26 protein-coding genes are annotated in these 25,086 nt (G+C 58.2%); 14 read left to right on the top strand and 12 right to left on the bottom strand.

Annotated features, from left to right (window positions below):
- Positions 1 to 31: 31 nt before the first annotated feature.
- Entirely contained in the window at positions 32 to 355 is a 324-nt protein-coding gene (locus ACTRWH_RS10690; protein ID WP_041336669.1) for a cold shock domain-containing protein, read from the bottom strand.
- Positions 356 to 671: 316 nt separating this feature from the next.
- Here ACTRWH_RS10690 and clpS point away from each other — a divergent pair, with 316 nt between their 5' ends.
- The 3 genes from clpS to ACTRWH_RS10675 all read left to right on the top strand — a co-directional run bounded on the left by clpS (position 672) and on the right by ACTRWH_RS10675 (position 4,583).
- On the top strand, positions 672 to 1,031 hold the full coding sequence (gene clpS / locus ACTRWH_RS10685) for an ATP-dependent Clp protease adapter ClpS (protein WP_036205304.1): 360 nt from the start codon (positions 672 to 674) through the stop codon (positions 1,029 to 1,031).
- Between the two features lie 18 nt (positions 1,032 to 1,049).
- Positions 1,050 to 3,320, top strand: coding sequence for an ATP-dependent Clp protease ATP-binding subunit ClpA (clpA, locus tag ACTRWH_RS10680; protein WP_036205311.1), 2,271 nt, complete (start codon positions 1,050 to 1,052; stop codon positions 3,318 to 3,320).
- A 231-nt stretch (positions 3,321 to 3,551) separates the two neighbouring features.
- On the top strand, positions 3,552 to 4,583 hold the full coding sequence (locus tag ACTRWH_RS10675; RefSeq protein WP_051946689.1) for a putative solute-binding protein: 1,032 nt from the start codon (positions 3,552 to 3,554) through the stop codon (positions 4,581 to 4,583).
- A 69-nt stretch (positions 4,584 to 4,652) separates the two neighbouring features.
- Here ACTRWH_RS10675 and infA read toward each other — a convergent pair whose 3' ends face one another.
- The 9 genes from infA to ACTRWH_RS10630 all read right to left on the bottom strand — a co-directional run bounded on the left by infA (position 4,653) and on the right by ACTRWH_RS10630 (position 11,712).
- The gene (infA, locus tag ACTRWH_RS10670; protein ID WP_007153725.1) at positions 4,653 to 4,871 is read right to left on the bottom strand and encodes a translation initiation factor IF-1; all 219 of its coding nucleotides are present in this window, start codon (positions 4,869 to 4,871) and stop codon (positions 4,653 to 4,655) included.
- Positions 4,872 to 4,949: 78 nt separating this feature from the next.
- Positions 4,950 to 5,663: an arginyltransferase gene (locus ACTRWH_RS10665; RefSeq protein ID WP_041334264.1), complete on the bottom strand. Its 714-nt coding sequence runs from the start codon at positions 5,661 to 5,663 to the stop codon at positions 4,950 to 4,952.
- A complete protein-coding gene (gene aat, locus ACTRWH_RS10660) occupies positions 5,664 to 6,377 on the bottom strand; it encodes a leucyl/phenylalanyl-tRNA--protein transferase (RefSeq protein ID WP_036205314.1) in 714 nt (237 codons plus the stop codon). It abuts the gene before it with no gap.
- A 201-nt stretch (positions 6,378 to 6,578) separates the two neighbouring features.
- The gene (gene trxB, locus ACTRWH_RS10655) at positions 6,579 to 7,529 is read right to left on the bottom strand and encodes a thioredoxin-disulfide reductase (RefSeq protein ID WP_462826394.1); all 951 of its coding nucleotides are present in this window, start codon (positions 7,527 to 7,529) and stop codon (positions 6,579 to 6,581) included.
- Between the two features lie 164 nt (positions 7,530 to 7,693).
- The gene (locus ACTRWH_RS10650; protein WP_036205316.1) at positions 7,694 to 8,605 is read right to left on the bottom strand and encodes an AAA family ATPase; all 912 of its coding nucleotides are present in this window, start codon (positions 8,603 to 8,605) and stop codon (positions 7,694 to 7,696) included.
- Positions 8,606 to 8,612: 7 nt separating this feature from the next.
- Positions 8,613 to 9,536: a carbon-nitrogen hydrolase gene (locus ACTRWH_RS10645; protein WP_085680211.1), complete on the bottom strand. Its 924-nt coding sequence runs from the start codon at positions 9,534 to 9,536 to the stop codon at positions 8,613 to 8,615.
- Positions 9,533 to 10,567 carry an agmatine deiminase family protein gene (locus tag ACTRWH_RS10640; protein WP_136633107.1) on the bottom strand — a complete coding sequence of 345 codons (1,035 nt, stop codon included), beginning with the start codon at positions 10,565 to 10,567 and terminating at the stop codon, positions 9,533 to 9,535. Before ACTRWH_RS10640 ends, ACTRWH_RS10645 begins: the two co-directional genes overlap by 4 nt.
- A gap of 92 nt (positions 10,568 to 10,659) precedes the next feature.
- Positions 10,660 to 10,968 (bottom strand): hypothetical protein, encoded by a 309-nt coding sequence (locus ACTRWH_RS10635; RefSeq protein WP_041334275.1) that lies wholly within the window; start codon positions 10,966 to 10,968, stop codon positions 10,660 to 10,662.
- 156 nt (positions 10,969 to 11,124) lie between these two features.
- Positions 11,125 to 11,712 carry a PilZ domain-containing protein gene (locus ACTRWH_RS10630; RefSeq protein WP_036205319.1) on the bottom strand — a complete coding sequence of 196 codons (588 nt, stop codon included), beginning with the start codon at positions 11,710 to 11,712 and terminating at the stop codon, positions 11,125 to 11,127.
- Between the two features lie 114 nt (positions 11,713 to 11,826).
- On the opposite strand from ACTRWH_RS10630, the gene ACTRWH_RS10625 reads away from it, so the two are divergent.
- Both ACTRWH_RS10625 and ACTRWH_RS10620 read left to right on the top strand, forming a co-directional pair.
- Positions 11,827 to 13,068 carry a lipoprotein-releasing ABC transporter permease subunit gene (locus ACTRWH_RS10625; protein ID WP_036205320.1) on the top strand — a complete coding sequence of 414 codons (1,242 nt, stop codon included), beginning with the start codon at positions 11,827 to 11,829 and terminating at the stop codon, positions 13,066 to 13,068.
- Positions 13,061 to 13,771, top strand: coding sequence for an ABC transporter ATP-binding protein (locus ACTRWH_RS10620; RefSeq protein ID WP_036205321.1), 711 nt, complete (start codon positions 13,061 to 13,063; stop codon positions 13,769 to 13,771). The genes ACTRWH_RS10625 and ACTRWH_RS10620 overlap by 8 nt, the downstream gene beginning before the upstream one ends.
- On the opposite strand, the gene ACTRWH_RS10615 is transcribed toward ACTRWH_RS10620, so the two are convergent.
- A complete protein-coding gene (locus ACTRWH_RS10615; protein WP_036205322.1) occupies positions 13,759 to 14,331 on the bottom strand; it encodes a DUF2062 domain-containing protein in 573 nt (190 codons plus the stop codon). The two genes, ACTRWH_RS10620 and ACTRWH_RS10615, sit on opposite strands and share 13 nt — an antisense overlap.
- Positions 14,332 to 14,426: 95 nt before the next feature.
- On the opposite strand from ACTRWH_RS10615, the gene ACTRWH_RS10610 reads away from it, so the two are divergent.
- From ACTRWH_RS10610 to murB, 9 genes are all read left to right on the top strand, one after another.
- Positions 14,427 to 16,808 carry a DNA internalization-related competence protein ComEC/Rec2 gene (locus ACTRWH_RS10610; protein ID WP_462826393.1) on the top strand — a complete coding sequence of 794 codons (2,382 nt, stop codon included), beginning with the start codon at positions 14,427 to 14,429 and terminating at the stop codon, positions 16,806 to 16,808.
- A gap of 92 nt (positions 16,809 to 16,900) precedes the next feature.
- A complete protein-coding gene (locus ACTRWH_RS10605) occupies positions 16,901 to 17,527 on the top strand; it encodes a MotA/TolQ/ExbB proton channel family protein (protein WP_007155358.1) in 627 nt (208 codons plus the stop codon).
- A gap of 5 nt (positions 17,528 to 17,532) precedes the next feature.
- Positions 17,533 to 17,958, top strand: coding sequence for an ExbD/TolR family protein (locus ACTRWH_RS10600; protein ID WP_036205324.1), 426 nt, complete (start codon positions 17,533 to 17,535; stop codon positions 17,956 to 17,958).
- On the top strand, positions 17,951 to 19,726 hold the full coding sequence (msbA, locus tag ACTRWH_RS10595; protein ID WP_127401503.1) for a lipid A export permease/ATP-binding protein MsbA: 1,776 nt from the start codon (positions 17,951 to 17,953) through the stop codon (positions 19,724 to 19,726). The genes ACTRWH_RS10600 and msbA overlap by 8 nt, the downstream gene beginning before the upstream one ends.
- On the top strand, positions 19,723 to 20,733 hold the full coding sequence (lpxK, locus tag ACTRWH_RS10590) for a tetraacyldisaccharide 4'-kinase (protein ID WP_151982475.1): 1,011 nt from the start codon (positions 19,723 to 19,725) through the stop codon (positions 20,731 to 20,733). Before msbA ends, lpxK begins: the two co-directional genes overlap by 4 nt.
- 10 nt (positions 20,734 to 20,743) lie before the next feature.
- The gene (locus ACTRWH_RS10585) at positions 20,744 to 20,932 is read left to right on the top strand and encodes a Trm112 family protein (protein ID WP_007155362.1); all 189 of its coding nucleotides are present in this window, start codon (positions 20,744 to 20,746) and stop codon (positions 20,930 to 20,932) included.
- 12 nt (positions 20,933 to 20,944) lie between these two features.
- Positions 20,945 to 21,742, top strand: coding sequence for a 3-deoxy-manno-octulosonate cytidylyltransferase (kdsB, locus tag ACTRWH_RS10580; RefSeq protein WP_041334280.1), 798 nt, complete (start codon positions 20,945 to 20,947; stop codon positions 21,740 to 21,742).
- A complete protein-coding gene (locus tag ACTRWH_RS10575) occupies positions 21,739 to 22,218 on the top strand; it encodes a low molecular weight protein-tyrosine-phosphatase (protein WP_151982473.1) in 480 nt (159 codons plus the stop codon). The genes kdsB and ACTRWH_RS10575 overlap by 4 nt, the downstream gene beginning before the upstream one ends.
- Entirely contained in the window at positions 22,215 to 23,249 is a 1,035-nt protein-coding gene (murB, locus tag ACTRWH_RS10570; RefSeq protein ID WP_075196217.1) for a UDP-N-acetylmuramate dehydrogenase, read from the top strand. Before ACTRWH_RS10575 ends, murB begins: the two co-directional genes overlap by 4 nt.
- Before the next feature lie 47 nt (positions 23,250 to 23,296).
- Here murB and ACTRWH_RS10565 read toward each other — a convergent pair whose 3' ends face one another.
- Positions 23,297 to 25,030, bottom strand: a complete 1,734-nt coding sequence (locus ACTRWH_RS10565; RefSeq protein WP_151982471.1) for a proline--tRNA ligase — start codon at positions 25,028 to 25,030, stop codon at positions 23,297 to 23,299.
- Between the last annotated feature and the right edge of the window lie 56 nt (positions 25,031 to 25,086).

Genomic DNA, 25,086 nt, shown 5'->3' with positions numbered 1-25,086 from the left:
TTATCTGCCTGGGCAGTGGTGGCGTCAGCCGTCAAGCGTTTGCCGCGCGGGGCTGATCCTGGTATCCACTGTCCTGATTCTGTTCCACGTCGTCGTCACTGCCGGACGTTTTCTCAGAAGCGTTCTCTTGGGAACTCTGCTTCTGTGGCTGCTCCTCCGGAACGATGTTGACCGCGTGGATCCCCTTGTCGCTGGGCTTTTTATCGAAGGTGACGGCCTGGCCGGCCTTTAAGGTTTTGTAACCTTCCATTTGCACTGAAGAGAAGTGAGCAAACAGATCGTCACTGCAGCCTTCCTCGATAATGAAGCCATAACCCTTGGCATTGTTAAACCACTTTACTTTGCCTCTTGGCATGATGAACTCCCCTGTTCTTTCACTGTCAGTGTCTTTGTTATTGATGTTATTGCCGAGCGTTTTGCCTTGCACGGATTGCAGCCTGTTATAGGCTTCTTACGCCAATTTACAATATTTTACATTGCTATCGTACTGTTGACCAATATTCGCTCAGAGTCAATAGCAGTTATAGCCGGAATGTATGGTTGAACCGGGGCCGGAGCCTGTATCATGGCGAGATTGATAACCAGCGCACGTCCGGTTACCGGAGGTACCTTGAAAACCGGGCGGCAGACAACCATCTTTAAGCAGAGGCACCGATTTCCGGTAAAGAATCATGCGGACTATCCAGAATTCTCTACTAGTATTAAATCAGGGGGAGGACGAACAGCCAGGACGTCAGGACGATGTCAGTGTTGCTCCCGAGAAGCCCGCCCTCAAGCGCCCCGCGCGCTTCAGGGTTCTGCTTCTGAACGATGACTACACACCCATGGACTTTGTAGTGGATGTGTTGATGAAGTTCTTCGGAATGAACGAAGAAAAGGCGACGCAGGTGATGCTGCTCGTCCATACGCAGGGAAAGGCTGTATGCGGGGTATATACCCGGGACATCGCGGAAACAAAGGCGGCACAGGTGAACCAGTATTCCTCGGAATGCGAACATCCGCTCCTTTGCGAGATTGAACGTGCGGACTGATAGACCTTGGGGTGGCCCATGCTGAGCAAAGATCTTGAAATTACATTGAATGCGGCTTTCAAAAGTGCCCGCGACAAGCGTCATGAATTCATGACCGTCGAGCACCTTTTGCTGGCCTTGCTCGACAACGAATCGGCAGTGGGCGTCCTGAAAGCATGCGGTGCAGACCTGGCCCGGCTTCAGGAAGAACTCGTAGAGTTTGTGGATTCAACCACACCACTGATCCCCAGCAACGACAGCGAGCGGGAAACACAACCCACGCTCGGATTCCAGCGCGTGCTACAACGTGCTGTATTTCACGTACAATCCTCTGGCAAGAAGGAGGTAACCGGTGCCAATGTGCTGGTGGCCATCTTCAGTGAGCAGGAGAGCCAGGCGGTGTATGTGCTCAAGAAACAGAGCATCGCCCGCATTGACGTGGTGAATTTTGTTTCCCATGGCATCTCTCGCGTTCAGGGTGCCGAAGATCAGGAGGGTCACGATCAGGCGTCTCATGATGAAGCCGCAGAAGAAGGCGGTGCATCACGTCCGCTGGAAAGCTACGCAACCAACCTGAATGACCAGGCCCGCCAGGGCCGCATTGACCCGCTGATCGGACGTGAACACGAAGTCGAGCGGGTGGTTCAGATACTGGTTCGCCGTCGCAAGAACAATCCGCTGCTGGTGGGCGAAGCGGGTGTGGGCAAGACCGCGATTGCCGAAGGCCTTGCCAAGCGCATTGTGGATAGCCAGGTGCCGGAGATCATTTCTGACGCGGTGGTCTATTCACTTGATCTCGGTGCCCTGCTGGCTGGCACCAAGTACCGGGGTGATTTCGAGAAGCGGCTGAAGGGGCTGCTTGCAGAATTGAAGAAAGAGAAGCACGCGATTCTGTTCATCGATGAAATCCATACCATCATCGGTGCCGGTTCCGCATCCGGCGGTGTGATGGATGCCTCCAACCTGCTCAAGCCCATGCTGAGCTCAGGGGAAATCCGGTGCATTGGCTCCACCACCTTCCAGGAATTCCGTGGCATTTTCGAGAAGGACAGCGCGCTGGCTCGCCGCTTCCAGAAGATTGATGTGAACGAACCCAGCGTTGAGGATACCTACCAGATCCTCAAGGGGCTGAAGTCCCATTTCGAGAAGCACCATGACCTGAAGTACACCGATCAGGCACTGCGTGTGGCGGCTGAGCTGTCTGAACGCTACATCACCGATCGCCACCTGCCGGACAAGGCGATTGACGTAATCGACGAAGCCGGTGCCCATCAGCGTCTGCTGGCGGTGGCCAAACGCAAGAAGACAATCGACGTGTCGGAAATCGAGGATGTGGTGGCCAATATCGCCCGCATCCCGCCGAAGAACGTATCCACCAGCGACAAGGACCTGCTGCGCAATCTGGAGCGGGATCTCAAGATGGTGGTCTTCGGGCAGGATCCGGCTATCGAGTCATTGTCCACCGCCATCAAGCTGGCCCGTGCCGGCCTGAAGGCGCCGGAGAAGCCGGAAGGTGCCTTCCTGTTTGCCGGCCCCACGGGTGTGGGCAAAACCGAAGTCACCAAGCAACTGGCCAAGGTGTTGGGTATCGAGCTGGTGCGCTTCGACATGTCCGAGTACATGGAGCGGCATACCGTGTCCAGGTTGATCGGTGCGCCTCCGGGCTATGTCGGGTATGACCAGGGTGGTCTGCTGACGGAATCCGTGAGCAAGCATCCGCATTGTGTGCTGTTGCTGGATGAGATCGAGAAGGCTCATCCGGAGGTCTTTAACCTGCTTCTGCAGGTGATGGATCACGGTACGCTCACGGATAACAACGGTCGTAAGGCGGATTTCCGTCATGTGATCCTGGTGATGACCACCAACGCCGGTGCTGAAAGCATGGCCCGCCGTTCCATTGGCTTCAGCGAGCAGGACCACAGCACGGATGGTATGGAAATCATATCCAAGACCTTTACGCCGGAGTTCCGCAACCGCCTGGATGGCATTATCCAGTTCGGTGATCTCCAGCCGGCCACCATCACCCACGTGGTGGACAAGTTCCTCACGGAATTGCAGGCGCAGTTGGACGAGAAGCACGTGGTGCTCCACGTTGACGACGCCGCGAAGGAATGGCTGGCCGAGAAGGGCTACGATGTCACCATGGGGGCACGCCCGATGGCTCGCCTGATCCAGGACAAGATCAAGCGGCCCCTGGCGGAACAGATCCTGTTCGGCCGGCTGTCGGAGCATGGTGGTGATGTCCACATTCACCTCAAGGATGGTGAACTGGAGTTCGAGTACGAGGACGAACCGGCTGAGGCTGTGTAAGCAGCCCTGAGCGATTCTTCTCCTCTTGGAAAGGCCATGCTGGAAACAGCATGGCCTTTTTTGTCACTGGCCGACCATCAATTGACTCTGTTGAAGGGCCAGCCCTGACATTGTCGTCAATCCAATTGCTCCGCTTCTCTGTCAAATTGTTGTCTGACAGTCAGATTACCTGACGCGTACGCGCCGTGGTCTGTGTTTCCGTGAAACAACAATGATAAGGAGAACCGGGAAATGAAAGCGTTATCCATGCTTTTGCTGGTTGTGCTCGGGCTTTCCGGCTGGAGCAATGCCGGCGCGAGTGAGCGCCGTGAGTTCTGTGTATTTGATGTCGCCGGAGCAAGTGGATTTGTCTACCGTACGTTGCAGGATTACCACCGCAAGGCCGCATTGGCCGGCGTAGGCCTTAACATGCGTCCCTACACCGATGAAGATCAGGCCGTCGCAGATCTAAGAGCCGGGCGTTGCGACATTGTGGCGGTGACCGATATGGGCGCCCGTAAATTCAACGATTTTTCAGGCTCCATCAGTGCCATCGGGGCGATTCCCTATTATGAAGACCTGAAAGTGCTGCTCCATATTCTGGCCAGCCCCAGGGTTGACCGTCATCTTGAGCAGAATGGTTACGAGGTGTTGGGTGTGACGCCGATGGGAGCGGCTTACCTGTTCGTGAACGACCGGGCGATTGACCACGTGGAGGCTCTGGAGGGAAAGCGCATCACGGTGTTCGAGGGGCACCACGATGCCCGTCATATGGTTGAGTATGTTGGCGCGGTGCCGGTTGCGGCAAAAATTTCCGACTTTGCCAGCCTGTTCAATTCCGGCGAGGCTGATATCAGTTATGCGCCGGCGGCAGCCTACGAGGTGCTGGAGATGTTCCGGGGCATGGGCAGCAAAGGTGGTATTGTCGATTATCCGGTAGGGCAGGTAACCGTTCAGTTGATCGCCCGGGCGGATGAGTTCGACGACGCTTTTGTCAGGAAGTCACGGCGGATCATGTCCAGGCTCTACCCCGAGGCCATGCGCATTGTGAGGCAGTACGAACGGTCGATTCCCGAGGAGCGCTGGGTCAAGATTTCACCCGAAGCCGTCCGGGGTTACCAGGAAATGTTGCGCAGCGTGAGGATTGATATGCAGCAGTCCACGGAAGACTCGGGCATGCTGGCTGCGGGTGTGTACCATGACGACATGATGACGATACTGCGGAAGGTGCGGTGTTATACCAATCCAGGCGCGATGGAATGCTCGGCGGACAATCGGGAGTAGCGGCCTGGCATGGAAAGGCCTGAAAATAAAAAGCCCCGATATTCGGGGCTTTCAAGTCTCATACAGCTATCAGCGGGCGCGGTACACGATGCGTCCTTTGCTCAGGTCGTAGGGGGTCAGTTCTACCTTGACCTTGTCGCCTGTCAGAATACGGATATAGTTCTTGCGCATCTTGCCAGAAATGTGAGCGGTCACAATATGGCCGTTTTCGAGTTCAACCCGGAACATGGTGTTTGGAAGCGTATCAACAATAACGCCTTCCATTTCAATAGCATCGGACTTCGCCATTCAGTAAAAACCTCGTAAATTGGCTTGCTGTGATTTTAAATTGCGCAATTCTGCCTGATTTGCCGCCATTTGGCAAAATCAGTTCACTTCCATGGTGTGCCATTGCCCGTCCCGAAGCGCTTCGATCGGGCGGAATCGTGTTTTATAGTTCATTTTCCGACATTCTTCGATCCAATACCCCAGATACAGGTGCGGAAGCCCCAGCCGTTTTGCTTCCTCTATCTGCCAAAGCACCGCAAAGGTGCCCAGGCTTCGGCTTTCGTAGGCAGGATCAAATACGGTATAGATGGCGGACAGGCCTTCGTCCAGCATGTCCACGGCGGCCAGGCCCACCAGGTTGTCTCCGTCCATGATTTCGACAAACCAGGAATCGGTGGCGCCTTCCACCAGGAACGACATGAACTGTTCACGGGAGGGTGGGTACATGTCGCCGTCAGAGTGCCGTTGTTCAATGTAATGGGCGTAGAGGCTGTAATACCGTTCCGAAAAGGTTGCCTTGACCATGCGGCAACTAAGATCGGCGTTCTTTTTCATGACCCTGCGTTGGCTGCGGTCAGGCTGGAACTCTTCCACCTTGAGCCTGACAGGAACACAGGCATTGCAGCTTTCGCAGTGGGGGCGATAGTAATGCGAGCCACTTCGACGGAAGCCCAGGGCGGTCAGTTGGCTGTACAGCCGCTTGTCCACATGGGCCCTCGGGTCGACGAACATGGTGGTTGCTTCGCGATCTGGCAGGTAACTGCAGTCGTGGGCCGGCGTGGCAAAAAACACCAGGGTCCTGAGATTGCTCATTCACACCTCCGGGCCGGGCCACTGCCACCGGAAGCCCCAGTCGCTGTGGTCCGGACTACTGTCGACGCATGTCCTGAGTATAGATAAAAATTCGCTGCGTGGGATACTTCGCGCACCCATTCGCAACAGATGGCCGCTTTCCACCTGGCAATCCATAATCTGATAGCCCCAATCCCGGAGTTGATTGGCCAGATGGACCATCAATACTTTCGAGGCGTTGGTTTCCAGTGAAAACATGGACTCACCAAAAAAGCAGCGGCCAATGGCCAGGCCGTACATTCCCCCGGCCAGTTCTCCCTTTGGATTCCATACTTCTATGGAGTGGGCTACCCCCTGTTTGTGAAGCTGGCCATAACTGTCAATCATATCCTGGGTGATCCAGGTGCCTTCGGCACGGGTGTTGGCGCAGAGGCGGATGATGCGGGGGAAAGCCTGGTCGGCGGTGATGGTGAAATAGCCGCGGTTGAGGGTGCGCCGGAGGCTTCTGGAGATGTGGATCTCTTCCGGGAAAAGGACGCATCTGGGGCTGGGGGACCACCAGAGTATGGGCTGGTCGTCGCTGAACCAGGGGAAGATGCCGTTGCGGTAGGCGAGTTTGAGCCGCTCGGTGGATAGGTCACCGCCCAGTGCCAGCAATCCGTCGGGGTCGTCCAGGGCCTGTTCGGCGGGGGGGAACCAGAGTTGGTCGGGGTCTAGCCAGGGTAGTGACGTCATCTCGGTCCGGAGTTAGTACTCGAGTGTTGGTGGAGTCGGCGAGTGGTCACGGATGTTTGAAACACGCTCGAGCACGTCCGTGTGGCGCTTGGGCTCCGCCATCCATGGCTCCGCACAGTTTCAGACATCCGTAACCACTCGCCTTTCAGGCCTCGGAGGTGCCTGCCCTGAACCACTTCCGAATAAGTTTCTCGGTTAAACTCAGTCTTGGTCCAGAAACTTTTCGGCGTCAAGTGCTGCCATGCAGCCGAAGCCTGCAGATGTCACGGCCTGGCGGTAGACGTGGTCGGCTACGTCGCCGGCGGCGAAGACGCCGGGGATGCTGCTCTGAGTGGCCATGCCTTCCAGGCCGGAGCGGATTTTGATGTAGCCGTTTTCCATATCCAGTTGGCCCTGGAACAGGTCGGTGTTGGGTTTGTGGCCGATGGCGATGAAGACGCCGGCCAGGTCCATTTCCTGGGTGGATTCGCCCTTGGTGCTTTTGATGCGCATGCCGGTGACGCCGGTGCCGTCGCCGAGGACTTCGTCCAGGGTGTGGTCCCAGATGATGTTGACGTTGCCGTTTTCGGCTTTTTCGAACAGTTTGTCCTGCAGGATTTTTTCAGCACGCAGGCTGTCGCGGCGGTGTACCAGGGTGACTTCGTCGGCGATGTTGGAGAGGTACAGCGCTTCTTCGACGGCGGTGTTGCCGCCGCCGATGACGGCGACTTTCTGTTTTTTGTAGAAGAAACCGTCGCAGGTGGCGCAGGCGGAGACGCCCTGGCCCTTGAATTTTTCTTCCGAGTCCAGGCCCAGGTACATGGCGGAGGCGCCAGTGGCGATGATCAATGCATCGCAGGTGTATTCGCCGCTGTCACCCTTGAGGCGGAAGGGACGGATACGCAGGTCGGCTTCGTTGATGGTGTCGTAGACCACCTGGGTCTCGAAGCGCTCCGCGTGTTTGAGCATACGTTGCATCAGCTCAGGGCCCTGTACGCCATCGTTGTCGCCCGGCCAGTTGTCCACGTCGGTGGTGGTGGTCAGCTGTCCGCCCACTTCGATACCGGTGATCAGCGTGGGTTTCAGGTTGGCACGGGCGGCATAGACGGCAGCGGTGTAGCCGGCGGGGCCGGAGCCTAGGATGATCAGTCTGGAGTGCTTGGTTTCGCTCATTGTGGTTCTCTCGCTAACGAATCTGGACGTGTTGCGCTGGCCGCGTTTTCACGTAATCGGTACGTTGGTCCGGGGGCTGGCCCGGAGGAAAAGGGCAAAAGGCTAACATGAACAGGATTGGTTTCCAGTTGTTTTGCCCAATTCATTCCATTAAGTGATGCTATCTATTCAATGACAGAGACGGAGGTCAGAAGTTGCCTTACTCTCTCCGCGCTCTTTCCGGACTCGCCCTGTTCCAGGCGGTGTTCGGCGACCGCCGGAAAGACCGCCTGGATGTCGTCCGGTAAGACATGGTGGCGCCCATCCATCAGGGCCCATGCCCGTGCGGCGCGGACCAGGCCGAGACCCGCCCGGGGCGATAGTCCGTACAGCAGGCCGGGCATGCGCCGGCTCTGTTCCAGCAGGCGTTGTACGTAGTCCAGCAGTGCGGGGCTGGTGGACACCCGGTTGACGGCGTCCTGGAGGGTTTGCAGGTTTTCCGAAGAAAGCAGTGATTGCAGTCTGTCGGTCATGACCCGGCGGTCTTCACCTTCCAGCAGTTCCCGTTCGGCGCGCGGGTCGGGGTAGCCCAGCCGTATGCGCATCAGAAACCGGTCAAGCTGGGATTCCGGTAACGGGTAGGTGCCTCCCTGCTCGATGGGGTTCTGTGTGGCGATAACGAAGAACGGGTGGGGCAGGGGGCGGGTTTCGCCTTCGATCGAAACCTGCCGTTCCTCCATGGCTTCCAGCAATGCACTCTGGGTTCTGGGAGACGCGCGGTTGATTTCATCAGCCAGCACAACCTGCGCGAAGATCGGTCCGGGATGGAACACCAGGCTGCCCGCCTGTTTGTCGTACATGGAGAAGCCAAGCACGTCAGCCGGTAACAGATCATTGGTAAACTGGATGCGCTGGTAGGTCAGGCCCATGACCTTGGCCAGTGCGTGGGACAGGGTGGTTTTGCCCATTCCCGGAATGTCTTCAATCAGCAGGTGGCCCTTGGCCAGCAAGCCGCAGAGTGAAAGCCGTACCTGGTGATCCTTGCCCAGCAGTATGCTGTTTAACTCGCGGATAACCGTGTCGGTCAGTTTTTTCATGAAGTGTTTAGTCCCTTACCCGCTTGAGAATGTCACCGTAGGCGTCGATGCGCCGATCCCTGAAATACGGCCAGATGCGACGAATCGATTCACTGCGAGAGCGATTAATGGTGGCGGACAGTAGGGTTTCCGACTTGTCGTCGGCACGGGCCAGGAATTCTCCCTGGGGTCCGCAGATGAAGCTGTTGCCCCAGAAACGAATGCCGTCAGAGTTGCCTGAAGGGTCTGGTTCCGTGCCGACTCGGTTTGGCGCGATGACCGGAAGGTTGTTCGCAACCGCATGGCCGCGTTGAACGGTTACCCAGGCATCCAACTGGCGCGCTTGTTCCTCCGGGTCGTCGGTGACGTCCCAGCCAATGGCCGTGGGATAGATCAATACCTCTGCGCCGGCCAGGGCCATTAGGCGAGCGGCTTCTGGATACCACTGGTCCCAACACACCAGCACACCCAGCCGACCCACGGAGGTGTCAATGGGGGTGAAGCCGTTGCGGCCGTCGTTGAAGCTGGCGTCGCCCGGGGTGAAATAAAACTTTTCGTAGAAGCCGGGATCGTCGGGAATATGCATCTTGCGGTAGAGGCCGGCGATGTTTCCATCCCGCTCAAAAACGACGGCCGTGTTGTGGTAGACGCCGTTCATTCTCCGTTCAAAGATAGACCCGACGAGAACGATGCCAAGTTCCGCCGCCAGAGCGGATAGCCGACGACTGGTCGGGCCGGGAATCGGCTCGGCGAGTTCGAATACCGAGGTGTCTTCGGTCTGGCAAAAGTAAAGCGTGGCGTGCAATTCCTGCAGGACGACGAGCTGGGCGCCGTCCGTAGCCGCCTGGCGGATCAGACGTTCGCTGGTTGCCAGGCTGGTATCCTTGTCAGCGCTGCATTGCTGCTGAATGGCGGCAATGGCCAGATCGGCGGATTGAGGAACCTGAGTCATGCGCCTACAACCCCTGCCGGTATCTGCATGGTGACGCAATGCAGGCTGCCTCCCTGTGTGATCAGTGGTCGGCAGTTCACCGGAATCACTTCCCGCTCAGGGAAAACGTTCGACAGGGTGGCCACGGCGTCTTCATCCTGAGGCACCCCGTAAACCGGTACCAGCACAGCGCCGTTGATAACCAGGAAATTGGCATAGGTTGCGGGAAGGCGCTCGCCGTCTTCGTCATGGATGGCATCGGGCCAGGGCAGCGGGGTCAGGCGGTAGGGGTGGCCGTCAGCCTGGTGGAATTGCTGCAGCTCCTCCTCCATGGCCGCCAGGGCGCTGTAGTGCTCGTCGCTGACGTCCGGGCAGGCCACGTAACAGATATGGTCGGGGGCGCAAAAGCGCGCCAGGGTGTCGATATGGCTGTCAGTGTCGTCACCGGCAAGGTAGCCGTGGTTCAGCCAGAGGATGCGCTCGGCGCCCAGTGTTTCCGACAGCAGGTGTTCAATACCGGCTCGATCCATGGACGGATTGCGGGATGGCGTCAACAGGCATTCGCTGGTGGTCAGCAAGGTGCCTTTACCATCGGATTCGATAGAGCCTCCCTCGAGAACGAAGTCGACCGGTATCAGCGGTGTCGTGCCAAAGCTGCCAAAATTCGACAGGTGGCTGTTCAGGGCATTGTCCTTTTCCCAAGGGAATTTTCCGCCCCAGGCATTGAACCTGAAATCCAGTAATTCGTGGCCCTCGCCACGGCTAATGGCTAGGGGCCCGTGGTCGCGTGCCCAGGTATCGTTGGCCGGGGCAGGAACGGCCGCAACGCGGCCGGGCAAACCGTTCTCCTGAGCGAACTGATTAAGTTCCCTTTCCAGCTCCTGCAAACGGAAAACATGCTCACAGCTGAGTAATACGTGCTGAAAGCGCAAGACGGTCTGCGCGATCTCCATAAACACCGGCTCGACATCGGCAAGGATGTCGCTCCAGTCCGTTCCGGGGTGGGGCCAGGTAAGCATGATGGCACTTTGGGGTGCCCACTCGGCGGGCATCACAGGTCTGGAAGTCAAGTTGTGAACACCTTATCCAAAAGCCGCCATTCTAACGAACGAGCGGGGTTGCGTCAGGATATGCAGAGGATTTTTTAGCGGCTGGGCTTCAGCACCGCATGGATCACCCGATCGGCTTCAAAGTACACGACAAAATCCGCGTAGTGCCATTGTGATATGGGTGGGTTGCCCACAGGCCCGGAGGTGCGGATCGGGTTGCCCCAGCCGTTGCGAACGCCGGACTGACTCATGCCAGTACGTGGAAGGTTTTCCTGTGCGCCGCGCTCAGCCTGCGACATCACTGGAACCCGAACCTCTTCCGCCACCGCGGTGGCAAGCGGGGCTACCGCCAGTCCTGAGAGGGCTGCGGCGGCGCAAACGGCTTTTATGGTGCGGTTTTTCATCAGTGACTTACTCCCTGGGATCGTCGTATCCGATTGAACGGGGTTGCCTGGAAAATCTGGAAAGTGCCGTGGATGGTACTCGCCAGACATTGATAAAACGTAATATCCACCAAAGACTAACAAAAGTCAGCCCGAATTCGATGATTTGTGGACCGTTTACTCTTTCTGTCGCTGGCGGATCTGCCATCGCATCACGTGGCGGGCGATTTGCTGTCGGTCGCTGTCCTGAATGTCGGTAAATTCCGTATGAACCCTGCCACCGCCGCTTTTGTCAGGTACAACGTCGATGACTCTGGCAGTCGCCACTGGTTGAAACAGCTCCGGTGGCAGCGTCATTCTCAGGGCCAGTTGGTCACCGGCGGAAAAACGGTTGGTGGAGCTGTGGAACGACAGCCCGCCTTCACTGAGTGTGACGTCCTGCCAGTCCCCAGGTTGCAACGGATTTTGCTCAAAGGCCATAATGCGCGCCAACGTATCCAGCTTCCCGTTCAGAGACTTGATCAGCGAGGTCAGCAGGCGGTCACGTTCTGCCAGGTTGGCGAGCTGTGCCCTGACATCCTGGTCCAGGCGTCTGAATTCCGAACGCAGGCTCTCCATGTGATTGCCGTTAAAGGGGTTTTCCCGATTAGCTTCACCAGGACCCAGCGTTCGGATTTCCAGGCCAATATGGTCACTGATGCGAAAGTAGTCCCTGCGATCAGAAGGATTATTCGCCGGGTTATTGTCGGGTGTCGTTTCAGACATCTGGGCTCCATAACGCGGTATTATTGTTTCCTGATAGCAGTTTAGCAGCTTCCTGACGGTCCGTATCGCCGCAGGATTTTCGACAGACCAGAAGGCAGCGACAGGCTCCTCCCAATGTTCAGACCCTTATCACTGTATGTCGGCTTGCGGTACACCGCGGCCAAACGACGTAATCACTTCATTTCGTTCATTTCCCTGACCTCCATGATTGGCCTGATGCTGGGCGTGGCTGTCCTCATCATCGTGTTGTCGGTGATGAATGGCTTTGACCGTGAGCTCAAGCAGCGGATTCTGGGCATGGTGCCTCACGCTGTGATCCAGGGTAACCCTGATCTTGATGACTGGCAGGAAGTGGACCGGAAAGTAGAGCAACACCCATCGGTGATCGCTGCAGCGCCCTTTATTCAGGGGCAGGGCATGGTCACGGGTGGCGGTGACGTTCGCGGCGTCATGCTCAATGGTGTACTGCCAGAGCAGGAGCGGAGCGTTTCCATCATTGAAAACCATATGATCGAAGGCGGGCTGGACGATCTGAAGTCCGGAGAGTTTGGCATCATTATTGGCCGGCAGATGGCCGCCAGCCTGCGCCTGCAATTGGGTGATCGGGTCACCGTGGTGTTGCCGGAAGCATCGGTAACTCCAGCCGGGGTATTGCCGCGACTGAAGCGATTCACGGTCAAGGGCGTATTCAGCGTCGGGGCGGAACTGGATGGCAACTACACCCTGATTCATATGGATGATGCATCAAAGCTCATACGCACCGACGGCAAAGCCCAGGGCGTGCGCCTTCTGGTGGACGATCTGTTTCAGGCTCCGAAAGTGGCAGAAGAAGTTGCGCGCCAGCTGAGCGGTCGCCACTTCATATCTGACTGGACCCGAACCCATGGCAATCTGTTCCAGGCCATCCGCATGGAGAAGACCATGATCGGCCTGCTGCTGATGTTCATCGTCGCGGTGGCCGCGTTCAACATTGTGTCGACACTGGTGATGGTGGTTACCGACAAGACAGCTGATATCGCTATCCTGCGCACGATGGGCGCAACACCCGGGCGAGTGATGCGGATCTTCATGGTTCAGGGCGCGGTGATTGGCATTACCGGCACCCTGGTGGGCACAGCGCTGGGCATTCTGGGTGCCTACAACATCAGCGGGTTTATTGCCTGGCTGGAGGCGTTCATGGGACATCAGTTCCTGAGTGCTGACGTCTATTTCATCAGTTATCTGCCGTCCCAGCTGCAATGGCAGGACGTGTGGATCATCAGTGGTGCCGGCCTCGCCATGAGTCTGTTGGCAACGATCTATCCAGCGTGGAGAGCATCCCGCGTCGACCCGGCAGAGGCCCTGCGATATGAGTGATTCAGCAACCATGAACGATGACAGGTCATTGGTGATCAACTGCGAAAAAGTAACCAGAACCTATAACGAAGGGCCGGGAAAGCTGACGATTTTCTCGGACATTTCGCTTCAGGTATCGGCCGGCGAATCGGTAGGCATTGTTGGCAGCAGTGGTGCTGGCAAAACCACGCTGCTAAACCTGCTCGGGGGGCTGGATAAACCTTCTTCGGGTCATATTGATATCTGCGGGCAGGATATTCACCGGATGAGCGAATCCGGCCGGGCGCGTTTTCGCAATCGTCACTTGGGGTTTGTTTACCAGTTCCATCATCTGTTGCCGGAATTTTCGGCCCTGGAAAACGTCATGATGCCGGGTGCGTTGGGTGGCCGTGGCGTTCGCCAGGCCTCGGAACAGGCAACCGCCATTCTCGAACGTGTCGGGTTAGGCGCGCGTCTGGGGCATAAACCCGGAGAACTGTCTGGTGGTGAGCGTCAGCGGGTGGCGATTGCCCGCGCCCTGGTGAACGAGCCCGAGTGCGTCTTGATGGATGAGCCCACTGGCAATCTGGATGAGCAGACCGGGGAAAGCGTCCGCGAGCTTATCGAGTCGCTCAGGGACCAGATTGGCATTGCGTTCGTGTTGGTCACCCACGATATGGCCATGGCCAGGAGCCTGGGGCGGGTGCTTCGGCTGGAGCAGGGTGAACTGTTTCAGGAGCTTTGATGGGCGTCGGCGCCCGGCTTGGACTTGCGGGTGGCCCGGCGGTGGCGTATTCGAAGTAGCTGGCGCTCCCGCCAGTCGCTGCGGACCTTGCGCCGCCACAGGAATTGAATGACCAGATAGGCAAGGCAGGCCGAGCAGGTGGCCACCAGTACCGAGCCCAGGTAGAGAGGGATGCCGATATCCATCAGGCGGCCGCTGAGCCACGACCAGGACAACTGGATCTCGAAGTTCAGTACCGGTCTGTCCAGTATCCAGGCTCCAATCTTGTAATTGAAGTAGAACATCGGTGGCATGGTCACCGGATTGCTGATCCAGACGAGCACTACCGAAAGCGGCAGGTTGGCGTTGAACCAGATGGCGAAGAAGGCAGCGGCAACCATCTGGAACGGCATCGGTATAAATGTCAGGAAAATACCGACCAGGAACGCCCTGGCGACGCTGTGGCGATTGATGTGCCACAAGTTGGGTTCATGAAGGATATCTCCGAGGAAGTGCAGCGACTCGATCGAGCGCACCCGTTCCGGCGTTGGTAGATAGCGTTTCATGAACTTCTTTGGCATTGGGAAGTTCTGCCTGCTCGGGATAATGGTTCCGGGGTATGGCGGCTCCCGGAATTGACCAACTATCAGGAGGACAAGGATTGTCCGGAAGTTTTATGGCCAGGGTCGGCCTCGTGGGCTTCGCCTGCGGCGTTATCTTACTGTATAGCTTGGCGGTCTTGCCACCTTTGCACTGGCTGATTTCCGCGACACCTATCCCGTTTGTCGCGATACTTCTCGCCAGGTCTCCGCTGTTCAGGGCGGTCACAGTCCTGCTTGCTGGTGGGATTGTTGGCCTGGCCTGGGCGGCGCTGCAAGCGGACGGCCGGCAGCAGTCGGTGCTACCGACGACACTGGAAGGCCTGGAGCTGGACGTCTCGGGGTATCTTTGTGATGTCCCATCCGAAGGCAGCTTCGGTAGCGTCCGTTTCGCCTTTTGCGTGACTCAATGGCATCTGCCCGAAGGCGACAGTACCTTTTCCGATGAGGATTTGCCGGATCGGTTGCGACTCGCCTGGTACGGCGATGAGGCCACGACCAGGCCCGGTCATCGGCTGATACTCACGGTTGCGCTCAAGCGCCCCCACGGTGCCGTGAATCCGGAGGGGTTCCGCTACGAATCCTGGCTGTATCGGAAGGGGTTTGGTGCCACCGGCACAGTCCGCGAGCTTTCCCGCTCAGACCACCTTGAGTGCCCGTTTCGTTGCCGGTATCACCGCTGGCGGGGAGAACTGGTGGACGCTGTCTCGGGCAGGCTGTCTGATGCGCGCCATTTCCCATTAATAACGTCCCTGATGATGGGCTACCGCGGGCATATGCAGCCCGAACACTGGGACGTTCTGAAAGCTACCGGAACCATTCACCTGGTTGCTATTTCGGGTCTGCATCTGGGGTTGATTGCCGCTGGGGCAGGCTTCCTGTGCCGCCGCCTGCTGCTTTGTCTTCCTGAACGTCGAGTATCGCCTGCGGCACTAAGAATGCTGGTTTTCCTTGTGGTCGCCAGCGCGAGCATCGGGTATGCGCTTGTGGCCGGGTTCTCCGTGCCCACCAGGCGGGCGCTTATTATGGTCATCATCGCCGGGTGGGTTCTCCTTGGCGCTCGGCAAACCGGGGTTTTTACGGGGCTGCTGACCGCGCTGGCCCTGGTGTTGTTAAGTGATTCGTTTTCGCCCCTGGACCAGGGGTTCTGGCTTTCTTTTGGCGCCGTGATGGTTCTGGTGTTGCTGTTTGCCCTCCGTGTTGGCAGGACTGCTTGGCTCACGGGGCTATTGCTGGCCCAAGTGGCCGTCTTTGCCGGGCTCTGGCCGATATTATCCACCCTGGGGCAGCCTCAGCCTGTGCTCGGTCTGGTAGCCAACCTGTTTGCCATTCCCTGGGTATCGCTGGTGGTCATGCCGTTATTGGTCGTGGGAGCTTTTGTACTGGTATTGCTCCCCTCTGCGGATGCCCTGGTGATTGGCGTGCTGGATGCCGTTTTTGGGGTTCTGTGGCAGGGGCTTTCCTGGCTCGCGAACGTTGATCTTGTGCTGACGGTGCCCGCCCCATTGCAGGTTGCGGGATTTTCCTTGGTGGTTCTGATGGCTCTGCTGGTCCCTTTCAACGGGTTTCGGAAGGCGGCTGCCTGTGTCACGTCGTTATGGATTGCCATGATCGTGTTTCGGGGCGAGGGGATGGAGGGGACGAACGAGACGGTCGCCCACCCTGAAATCTGGGTATGGGATGTCGGACAGGGGCTATCCGTCCTGCTTCGCGAGCGGGACCGGGTGCTGCTCTACGACACTGGCCCGGCACTGGAGGGAGTCTACTCGTCGGTGGAGTCGGTTCTGATTCCCAATCTGAATGCTCTGGGCGTACGCCGCATTGATACCCTGGTAATCAGCCACGGCGATGGTGATCACGCCGGAGGGCTGCCATTGCTGTTCGACCGATTCAAAGTCGGGCGGATTGTTACCGGCGAACCCGGGAGAGTTGCCGACAAGTTGCCCGTAGGCGTAAAGGTTGAGCCCTGTTCTGGCCAGGTGGATGTCAAGATGGGCGATCTGGAACTGGAACTCTGGCAAAGCCGGGGCAGGGTTGAGGGTAATGACGCGTCCTGTGTGCTGACAGTATCGTCGGTTGTCCCGCCCGTTGAGGTGGTGTTGCCTGGCGACATAACCCGCCGGGTGGAAGAGGAGTTTATGGCCCGGGCCGACCATTATCGGAATGATACCGACCGCTATCGGGTTGTGCTGGCACCCCACCATGGCAGCAAAACGTCCTCATCGGAACCTTGGGTCGCCTGGATGGCTCCGAATCTCGCCGTAGTCAGTGCTGGCTACCGGCACCGTTTCGGTCATCCCCATGCAGACGTGGTTGAACGGTATCAGTCCGTTGGCAGCGATATCGCCAATACCGCTACCTCCGGCGCGATCAGGCTGGTTCTGGAGCCGGGTGGAGTGATAACCACAAAGGCAAGGGCCGCGACCCCGTTCTGGATTCGTAAACCCGAAACTCCCTGAACAGAGTGTAAAAACCGTGACATTCCGGGTGTGGCCTACACCGGCAGCTATGCTAAAGTAGCGCGGCTTGTAAACAATCAGGGAGACCAAGCGTGTTCGAGCTTTTGAAAGCCGGTGGCATCCTCATGGTGCCGATTCTTGCCTGTTCTATTCTTGCCCTTGCCATCATTCTAGAGCGCTTCTGGACGCTCAGACCGTCCAGGGTAACGCCTCAGCACACCATCAACGAACTGTGGCGGTGGATCAAGAAAAAGGAGCTTAACGGGCGCAAGCTCAAGGCACTGCAGGGGTCGTCTCCCCTGGGGCGGATCCTGGCCGGCGGGTTGATGAATGCCAAACATGGTCGCGAGATCATGAAGGAAAGCATTGAGCACGAGGCGAGTCAGGTCATTCATGAACTGGAACGTTTCCTGAACCCCCTCGGGACCGTTGCGACCATTACGCCTCTCCTGGGCCTGCTCGGGACCGTGATCGGCATGATCAAGGTGTTTGCAGAGATCCAGCTCGCCGGTGTAGGCGATGCCGGTAATCTGGCCGGGGGTATTTCGGAAGCACTGATAACGACGGCTTCGGGCCTGAGCGTGGCCATACCAGCACTGATCTGCCACCGTTACTTTATTCGACGTGTCGATGAGTTGGTTGTCGGCATGGAGCAGGAAGCCATCAAGCTTGTGGAAGTGGTGCATGGCGACCGCGAAATTGACGTGGAAGGAGCCTGAACACTGTGAAGTTCAAGCGTCAGAGAAGTCAGGAAGTCGGGGTAGACCTGACGCCACTGATCGATGTGGTCTTCCTGCTGCTGATATTCTTTATGGTGTCCACCACGTTTACCCGTGAGAGCCACCTCAATATCGAATTGCCGGAAGCCAACGGTGAGCGGTCGGAATCCGAGGCGGAGTTGATTGATGTGGTCATCAACGCCGAGGGCCAGTACATCCTCAACGACCGAACCCTGGTGAATAATCGTCGGGAAACCCTGGAAAGGGCGGTTAGTGAACTGGCACAGGACAACACGTCTCTGCCGTTCATCATCACCGCGGATGCCCGTACCCCTCACGAGTTCGTCGTGCGTGCCATGGATGTGGCGGGTCGTCTTGGTTTTGCCAAACTCAGCATCACCACCGAACGAGAGGCGGAAGGCAGTGAGTGACGCCACGTCGACAGCCGAAGAGTCACACCAGCCGGCATCCAACTGGGGAACCTACAAACGCCTGTTGGCTTACGTAAAGCCTTTCTGGCTGGCGTTCTCGCTCGCCGTGGTTGGCAATATCATCTACGCAGCGGCCTCCACCGGTATGGCTGCGGCGATGGAATACGTCATCACGGCACTGGAAAACCCCACCGACAAGAACCGGATTCTGCTGACGTTGCTGATTGTCGGTGTGTTTGCCTTTCGCGGTGTCGGCACCTTCATGAGCCAGTATTTCATCAGTTACGTTGGGCGGCAGGTTATTAACGCTCTGCGCCAGCAAGTCTTCGACCGTTTGCTGAGCCTGCCGTCCCGCTATTTCGATGAGAACGCTTCCGGCCGTCTGGTTTCGAAGATCACATACAATGTTGAGCAGGTGGCAGATGCCACGACCAACGCCGTGACCATCACCCTCAGGGAAGGGCTTACCATCCTGGGTCTGCTGGGCTTTATGATTTACACCAACTGGAAGTTGACCCTCGTATTCCTGGCCGTGGGGCCGTTGATTGCCCTGGTGGTCAGCTACGCGAGTAAGCGCTTCCGCAAAATCAGCAAACGTATCCAGGGGTCGATGGGCGATATTACCCATGCGGCTTCCGAGTCCATCAGTGGCTATCGGGTGGTCCGTACCTTTGGCGGCGAGCACTATGAGCGCGACCGCTTCCGCAAGGTCAGTGAGAAAAACCTGGAGCAGAGCCTGAAGATGGCTTCCACCCAGGCCATCAGCATCCCGGTTATCCAGGTGCTGGTGGCGATTGCCATCGCGGCACTGGTGTGGACCATGCTGGCGCCGGAGATCCGTGGCGAAATGAGTACCGGCCAGCTTGTGGCCTTCATTACCGCCGCAACAACCATGGCCAAGCCCATTCGCCAGGTAACGTCCGTACATGCCAAGATCCAGCGTGGCGTTGCCGCTGCCCACGACGTCTTCGGAACCATGGACGAGGAACCGGAACACGATCCGGGCACCTACGCGCCGGAACGGGTTAACGGCAACATTGAATTTGAAAGCGTGTCCTTCCGCTATCGTGACCAGTTGGACGACGTTCTCAAGGATATTTCCCTGAACATACCCGCCGGTCAGAGTGTTGCCCTGGTCGGGCGTTCGGGCAGTGGCAAGTCGACACTGGTCAGTCTTTTGCCTCGTTTCTACGAGTACACCGGTGGGGATGTCCGTCTGGACGGCCACTCCCTGAAAGAATTCAGCCTGGAAGCCCTGCGTTCACAGATTGCGCTGGTGACCCAGAACGTGGTTCTTTTCAACGACACCATTGCGGCCAACATTGCCTATGGCGCACTCCGCCACTGCAGTCGCGAGCAAATCACTGATGCAGCGGCCAAGGCCCATGCGCTGGAGTTCATCGAGCGTATGCCGGAAGGTCTGGATACCATGATTGGTGACAACGGCGTGATGCTTTCCGGCGGCCAGCGCCAGCGACTGGCCATTGCAAGGGCCCTGCTGAAAAACGCACCGGTGCTGATCCTGGACGAGGCAACATCGGCCCTCGATACGGAATCGGAACGGCACATACAGGATGCACTGGAAACCGTCATGCAGGGTCGTACAACGTTGGTCATTGCCCACCGGCTATCAACCATTGAAAAGGCGGATCGCATCCTGGTGATGGATGGCGGCAGAATTGTCGAGTCCGGTCGCCATGATGAATTGCTGGCCGAGGGCGGCGCCTACGCCCAGCTCCACCAGATGCAGTTCAGCGAGCAGGCATGACCACGCTGGTGGAACGGGTATGGTACAGCGGTAGGCGCCCCCTGTGGCCGTTGTATCCGCTGGTCTGGCTCTACCGCACCATTTCTGAAAACCGTCGCCGCCGGGCCTGGCAGGCGATGAACGAACGCATTCCGGTTCCCGTGGTGGTGGTGGGCAATATCACCGCCGGGGGCACAGGAAAATCCCCGCTGACGGCCGCTCTCACCAGCCTGCTGAAGGACCAGGGGTGGCAGCCAGTGATCCTGAGCCGTGGCTACGGTGGCAAGTCTGATCGCTATCCGCTGTTGGTCAACGCTGACACCGACGCCAGGATCGCCGGTGACGAGCCGGTAATGCTGGCCGCGCAATCGGGATGCCCGGTTGTGGTGGACCCGGATCGCAGACGGGGTGCCTTATGGGCACTGGAGCAAGGGCTGGGTACCATTCTGGTGTGCGACGACGGGCTCCAGCATTATCGGCTTCCCCGGGATATTGAACTTGCCGTCTTCGATGCGGCCCGTGGTGTCGGCAACGGCGCCCTGATTCCCGTGGGGCCGTTGCGTGAACCTCTGGCGCGGCTCGAATCCGTCGACTTCGTGATCACCAATGGCGGCCATCTCGACGAGCTCGAGCATGAGCGCCAGTTCACCATGACCCTGGCCCCTACTGAGCTGCGCAACCTTGTGACCGGGGAAGTGCTGTCTCCGGAATGCCTGGAAGGCCGGCGCGTGAGGGCAGTGGCAGGGATCGGTAATCCCAGCCGGTTTTTCGATACACTGATGGCGCTGGGGGCTCAGGTCAGGCCTCTTGCCTTGCCGGACCATCATCCTTTTACGCCCGCCGACCTGCACTCCGAAGACGGTGAATGGCTGGTGATGACCGCCAAGGATGCGGTCAAGTGCCGCGGGATCGCCCCTGACAACACCTGGGTCCTGTCTGTCACGGCCAGCCTCCCCGAGGTGTTTTCCGAGGCGTTCGTGGCCCGCGTCAATGACTGCAACCAATCGCTGGATACAATGACATTGTGAGAACCGCACCATGGATAAAAAACTGATGGCCCTGCTGGCCTGTCCGGTATGCAAAGGTGACCTGAAGCTGAACGACGCCAAAACCGAGCTTGTCTGCTATCAGGATGCGATGGCCTTTCCGATTCGCGAGGGGATACCGGTGATGCTCGCCACCGAAGCCCGGACTCTGACGACCGACGAGCGACTCCACAAACGCTGACAGGAAGCCCGTATGTCCTACACCGTCGTTATCCCGGCACGTTATGCCTCTACTCGGCTGCCTGGCAAGCCATTGGCAGACATTGCCGGCAAGCCGATGATTGAGCACGTCTATGAGCGGGCGTGTGAAAGTCAGGCTGGTCGTGTGGTGATCGCCACGGATGACGAACGCATCAAGGCCGCCTGTGCCGCCTTCGGCGCGGAAGTAGTGATGACCTCCGCCAACCACGCCAGTGGTACGGACCGTCTTGAAGAGGTAGCCCGAAAACTGGGGTTTGGTTCGGACAACCGGGTTGTCAACGTTCAGGGTGATGAACCCTTGATCCCACCGGAACTGATTGACCAGGTGGCCGCAAACCTCGAAGCTCACCCTGACGCAGCCATCGCCACCCTCTGCGAGCGGATTCCTGACGCCACCAGTGTGTTCAATCCCAATGTTGTCAAAGTGGTTTTCGATAACCGGGGCATGGCCCACTACTTCAGCCGGGCGCCGATTCCCTGGGCCCGGGATGCGTGGCAGGACGGTGGCGACACCGCCGCGGCGCGGCCGCTACCGGAAGACAGCAATTACTATCGTCACATTGGCATCTACGGCTACCGCGTCAGCCTCCTGCGGAATTTCGTGACTTGGGCGCCAGCCCCGACCGAAGTCACTGAATCCCTGGAACAGCTGCGGGCACTCTACAATGGCGCCCGCATTCACGTCGAAGAAGCGTGCCGGATGCCACCTGCGGGCGTGGATACCGCCGAGGATCTAGAGCGTCTGCGGCAAATCATGATTACCAGACAAAAGGGGGCAGGACACCCATGAAGCCGGAAGTAAACGTACTGTTTGTCTGTCTTGGCAACATCTGCCGTTCGCCCAGCGCAGAAGGTGTCTTTCGCCAGGTGGTTCAGCAGTCCGGGTTCGAAAGTCGCATTGCCATCGATTCCTGCGGAACCGGCGACTGGCATGTGGGTAAGGCCCCGGACGGACGCGCCATGGCCGCTGCCGGCAAGCGCGGAATCGATATCAGTGATCTCCGGGCCCGCCAGTTCCAGGCGCCGGATCTGGACCGGTTCGATTACGTACTGGTGATGGACCGTCAGAATTTCGCGGACGTCAGGGATATCTGGCAGCAACATGGCGGGACCGAGCCGGCATTGTTTCTGGGGTTTGGTCGTTCTGATGAAGAGGAAGTGCCGGACCCATACTACGGTGGCGACCAGGGCTTCGAGCACGTACTTGACCTGATTACCGAGGCCAGTGAAGGTCTTCTTGAGCATATCCGGGAGCGGCTGGTGTGACCCGTTCCGGGGAGATCAGGGAGAACGTGTCCCTGGGGACGATGAACAGTCTTGGTATCGAGGCGAGGGCGCGGTATTTTGTGTCAGTCACCACTGTCGAGGCGCTCCGGAGAGCGCTGGCGTGGGCATCGGAAGCATCGGTTGAGCCGCTCCTGCTCGGAGGTGGCAGCAACCTGGTATTTGCAGGGGATTATCCAGGGCTGGTGATTCGCATCGCCATCGCACGCCGGTGCTGGGAGCAGGTTAGTGGCGACGAGGCGACACTGGTACTGGGCGCTGGTGAAAACTGGCACGAAAGTGTGTTGTACGCGGCTTCCTCCGGCTACAGAGGGATTGAAAACCTTGCGCTGATTCCTGGCACCGTCGGGGCGGCACCGGTTCAGAACATCGGAGCTTATGGCACGGAGTTGCAGGACACCCTGGTGGATATCCGGGCCCTGGATCGGCAGACCGGCAACGAAGTGGTGCTGACCAACAGTCTGTGCCATTTCAGCTATCGTGACAGCGTGTTCAAACACGAACCCGGGCGCTACGTCATCACAGAGGTTCGTCTGAGATTGTCCCGCAGCCGACCATTCTCACTGGATTATCGTGACCTCTGCGACTATTTCGACGGGCAGGACCTGCGCGATCTCACTCCGCTTGATGTCGCCAGTGCCGTGATGGCTGTTCGTCGACGCAAATTGCCTGATCCGGAACAGCTTCCCAATGCCGGCAGCTTCTTCAAGAACCCAGTTGTGCCATTGGCAACCTGGGAGTCATTGAAGGAGCAACACCCAGAGATCGCCGGCTACCCCGGTGATGATAATGCCAAGGTGGCGGCCGCATGGCTGATCGACCAGTGTGGCTGGAAGGGATATCGCAATAGCCGCGTTGGCGTCCATAACCGTCAGGCACTGGTGTTGGTGAACCATTCGAATGGCAGCGGTCAGGACGTGTTGGCATTGGCCAACCGTATCCGGGAGGATGTTGAAGCCCGCTTTGGTATTGCGCTGGAAATGGAACCGGGCGTAATCGGTTCATGCCCATAGGGCAGGCCTGAACCGATTACGCTCGTTGCACGGTGCCTTAAAGGCCGTTAAAGGCCGTTGCGGGGGGAGGCGCTAATCAGGAAGGGGAGTGCCTCAGCGAGTGGAATATCCTGCTTGTCTTCGTCACGGCGGCCCTTGTATTCCAGGGTTTCTGCCGTCAGGCCCCGCTCGGATACCACGAACCGGTGAGGAATGCCGATCAGTTCCATATCCGCGAACTTCACGCCCGGACGTTCGTTCCGGTCATCCAGAAGGACATCAAAACCAGCCTGGCGAAGCTGCTCATAGAGCTTTTCCCCGGCAGCCATGACCGAAGGGGATTTGTGGCCGTTCAGTGTCACGATAGCCACCTCAAACGGAGCAATGGCGTCGGGCCAGATGATGCCCTTGTCGTCATGGTTCTGCTCAATGGACGAGGCGACAATCCGGGAGACACCGATACCGTAGCAGCCCATTTCCAGGATGGCGCTCTTGCCGTTTTCATCCAGTACGGTGGCGTTCATGGCCTTGCTGTATTTATTGCCCAGCTTGAAAATGTGGCCAACTTCAATACCGCGCCGGATTTCCAGGGTGCCCTTGCCGTCTGGGCTGGGATCGCCCTCGACCACATCGCGCAGGTCTTCCACGCGGCTCAGGGCTACATCGCGTTCCCAGTTTACGCCGGTCAGGTGGTGGCCTTCCTTGTTGGCGCCGCAGACAAAGTCCACCATGTGTGCTGCACTGCGATCGACAATGACCGGCACTGGCAGGTTCACGGGGCCGATGGAGCCGGCCTTGCAACCGACAACCTGTTCGATTTCCTCATCGGTGGCCATGGTCAGCGGTTCAGCGACATCGGGCAGGTTTTCCGCCTTGATTTCATTAAGGGTGTGATCCCCCCGAAGAATCAGGGCAATCAGGCCACTGTGGCCTTTGTCGTCTTCTTCGGCCTTGACCAGCAAGGTCTTGGCGCAGCGACTGGCGTCTACGTTCAGGAATGTGGCAACGGCCTCTATGGTCCGTTGCTCTGGTGTGGCCACCTCCGCCATTTCTTCGGAAGGCGATGAGCGGTCTCCGGCAGGCGCAACGGCTTCGGCTTTCTCAATGTTGGCGGCATAGTCGCTGTCGGTGCTGAACACAATGGCGTCTTCACCGGATGAGGCCAGTACATGGAACTCGTGGGACGCGCTTCCGCCGATAGCGCCTGAATCCGCCTCGACGGGGCGGTAATCCAGGCCCAGTCGATCAAAGATGGCGCAGTAGGTGCGATGCATGACCTGATACGTGTCGTTCAATGATTCCGCATTCACATGGAACGAGTAAGCGTCCTTCATGATGAATTCCCGCGCACGCATCACGCCGAACCGGGGACGTCGTTCATCGCGGAACTTGGTCTGGATCTGGTAGAAGTTCGCGGGCAATTCCTTGTAGCTTTTCAGCTCGTTGCGGATCAGATCGGTGATGACCTCCTCGTGGGTGGGCCCGAAGCAGAAGTCGCGACCATGGCGGTCGTTCATCCGCAGTAGTTCACCGCCATACTGTTCCCAGCGCCCGGATTCCTGCCACAGCTCCGCCGGCTGTACCGCGGGCATCAGCACTTCCTGTGCGCCACTCTTGTCCATTTCCTCGCGCACGATGCGTTCAACCTTGCGAAGCACCCTCAATCCCATTGGCAGCCAGGAGTAGAGGCCGGAGGCCAGTTTTCGGATCATTCCTGCCCGGAGCATCATTTGATGGCTGATGATCTCGGCATCGGCAGGCGTTTCTTTTTGGGTGGCAATCAGGTAGCGGCTTGCTCGCATTGTGTTATCCGTAAGCAGTTGAGAAGGGGTTCTTTATTTATCCTGTCGTGCTCGCT

The sequence above is a fragment of the Marinobacter sp. G5_S1_61_S3 genome, from assembly GCF_054968585.1.
This window is presented reverse-complemented; position numbering and strand designations above follow the sequence as displayed.

Bases quoted from the DNA above. Each gene is read 5' to 3' on its own strand.
- ACTRWH_RS10690 (WP_041336669.1), bottom strand. From the start codon at position 355: ATGCCAAGAGGCAAAGTAAAGTGGTTTAACAATGCCAAGGGTTATGGC.
- clpS (WP_036205304.1), top strand. From the start codon at position 672: ATGCGGACTATCCAGAATTCTCTACTAGTATTAAATCAGGGGGAGGAC.
- clpA (WP_036205311.1), top strand. From the start codon at position 1,050: ATGCTGAGCAAAGATCTTGAAATTACATTGAATGCGGCTTTCAAAAGT.
- ACTRWH_RS10675 (WP_051946689.1), top strand. From the start codon at position 3,552: ATGAAAGCGTTATCCATGCTTTTGCTGGTTGTGCTCGGGCTTTCCGGC.
- infA (WP_007153725.1), bottom strand. From the start codon at position 4,871: ATGGCGAAGTCCGATGCTATTGAAATGGAAGGCGTTATTGTTGATACG.
- ACTRWH_RS10665 (WP_041334264.1), bottom strand. From the start codon at position 5,663: ATGAGCAATCTCAGGACCCTGGTGTTTTTTGCCACGCCGGCCCACGAC.
- aat (WP_036205314.1), bottom strand. From the start codon at position 6,377: ATGACGTCACTACCCTGGCTAGACCCCGACCAACTCTGGTTCCCCCCC.
- trxB (WP_462826394.1), bottom strand. From the start codon at position 7,529: ATGAGCGAAACCAAGCACTCCAGACTGATCATCCTAGGCTCCGGCCCC.
- ACTRWH_RS10650 (WP_036205316.1), bottom strand. From the start codon at position 8,605: ATGAAAAAACTGACCGACACGGTTATCCGCGAGTTAAACAGCATACTG.
- ACTRWH_RS10645 (WP_085680211.1), bottom strand. From the start codon at position 9,536: ATGACTCAGGTTCCTCAATCCGCCGATCTGGCCATTGCCGCCATTCAG.
- ACTRWH_RS10640 (WP_136633107.1), bottom strand. From the start codon at position 10,567: ATGCCCGCCGAGTGGGCACCCCAAAGTGCCATCATGCTTACCTGGCCC.
- ACTRWH_RS10635 (WP_041334275.1), bottom strand. From the start codon at position 10,968: ATGAAAAACCGCACCATAAAAGCCGTTTGCGCCGCCGCAGCCCTCTCA.
- ACTRWH_RS10630 (WP_036205319.1), bottom strand. From the start codon at position 11,712: ATGTCTGAAACGACACCCGACAATAACCCGGCGAATAATCCTTCTGAT.
- ACTRWH_RS10625 (WP_036205320.1), top strand. From the start codon at position 11,827: ATGTTCAGACCCTTATCACTGTATGTCGGCTTGCGGTACACCGCGGCC.
- ACTRWH_RS10620 (WP_036205321.1), top strand. From the start codon at position 13,061: ATGAGTGATTCAGCAACCATGAACGATGACAGGTCATTGGTGATCAAC.
- ACTRWH_RS10615 (WP_036205322.1), bottom strand. From the start codon at position 14,331: ATGCCAAAGAAGTTCATGAAACGCTATCTACCAACGCCGGAACGGGTG.
- ACTRWH_RS10610 (WP_462826393.1), top strand. From the start codon at position 14,427: ATGGCCAGGGTCGGCCTCGTGGGCTTCGCCTGCGGCGTTATCTTACTG.
- lpxK (WP_151982475.1), top strand. From the start codon at position 19,723: ATGACCACGCTGGTGGAACGGGTATGGTACAGCGGTAGGCGCCCCCTG.
- ACTRWH_RS10585 (WP_007155362.1), top strand. From the start codon at position 20,744: ATGGATAAAAAACTGATGGCCCTGCTGGCCTGTCCGGTATGCAAAGGT.
- kdsB (WP_041334280.1), top strand. From the start codon at position 20,945: ATGTCCTACACCGTCGTTATCCCGGCACGTTATGCCTCTACTCGGCTG.
- ACTRWH_RS10575 (WP_151982473.1), top strand. From the start codon at position 21,739: ATGAAGCCGGAAGTAAACGTACTGTTTGTCTGTCTTGGCAACATCTGC.
- ACTRWH_RS10565 (WP_151982471.1), bottom strand. From the start codon at position 25,030: ATGCGAGCAAGCCGCTACCTGATTGCCACCCAAAAAGAAACGCCTGCC.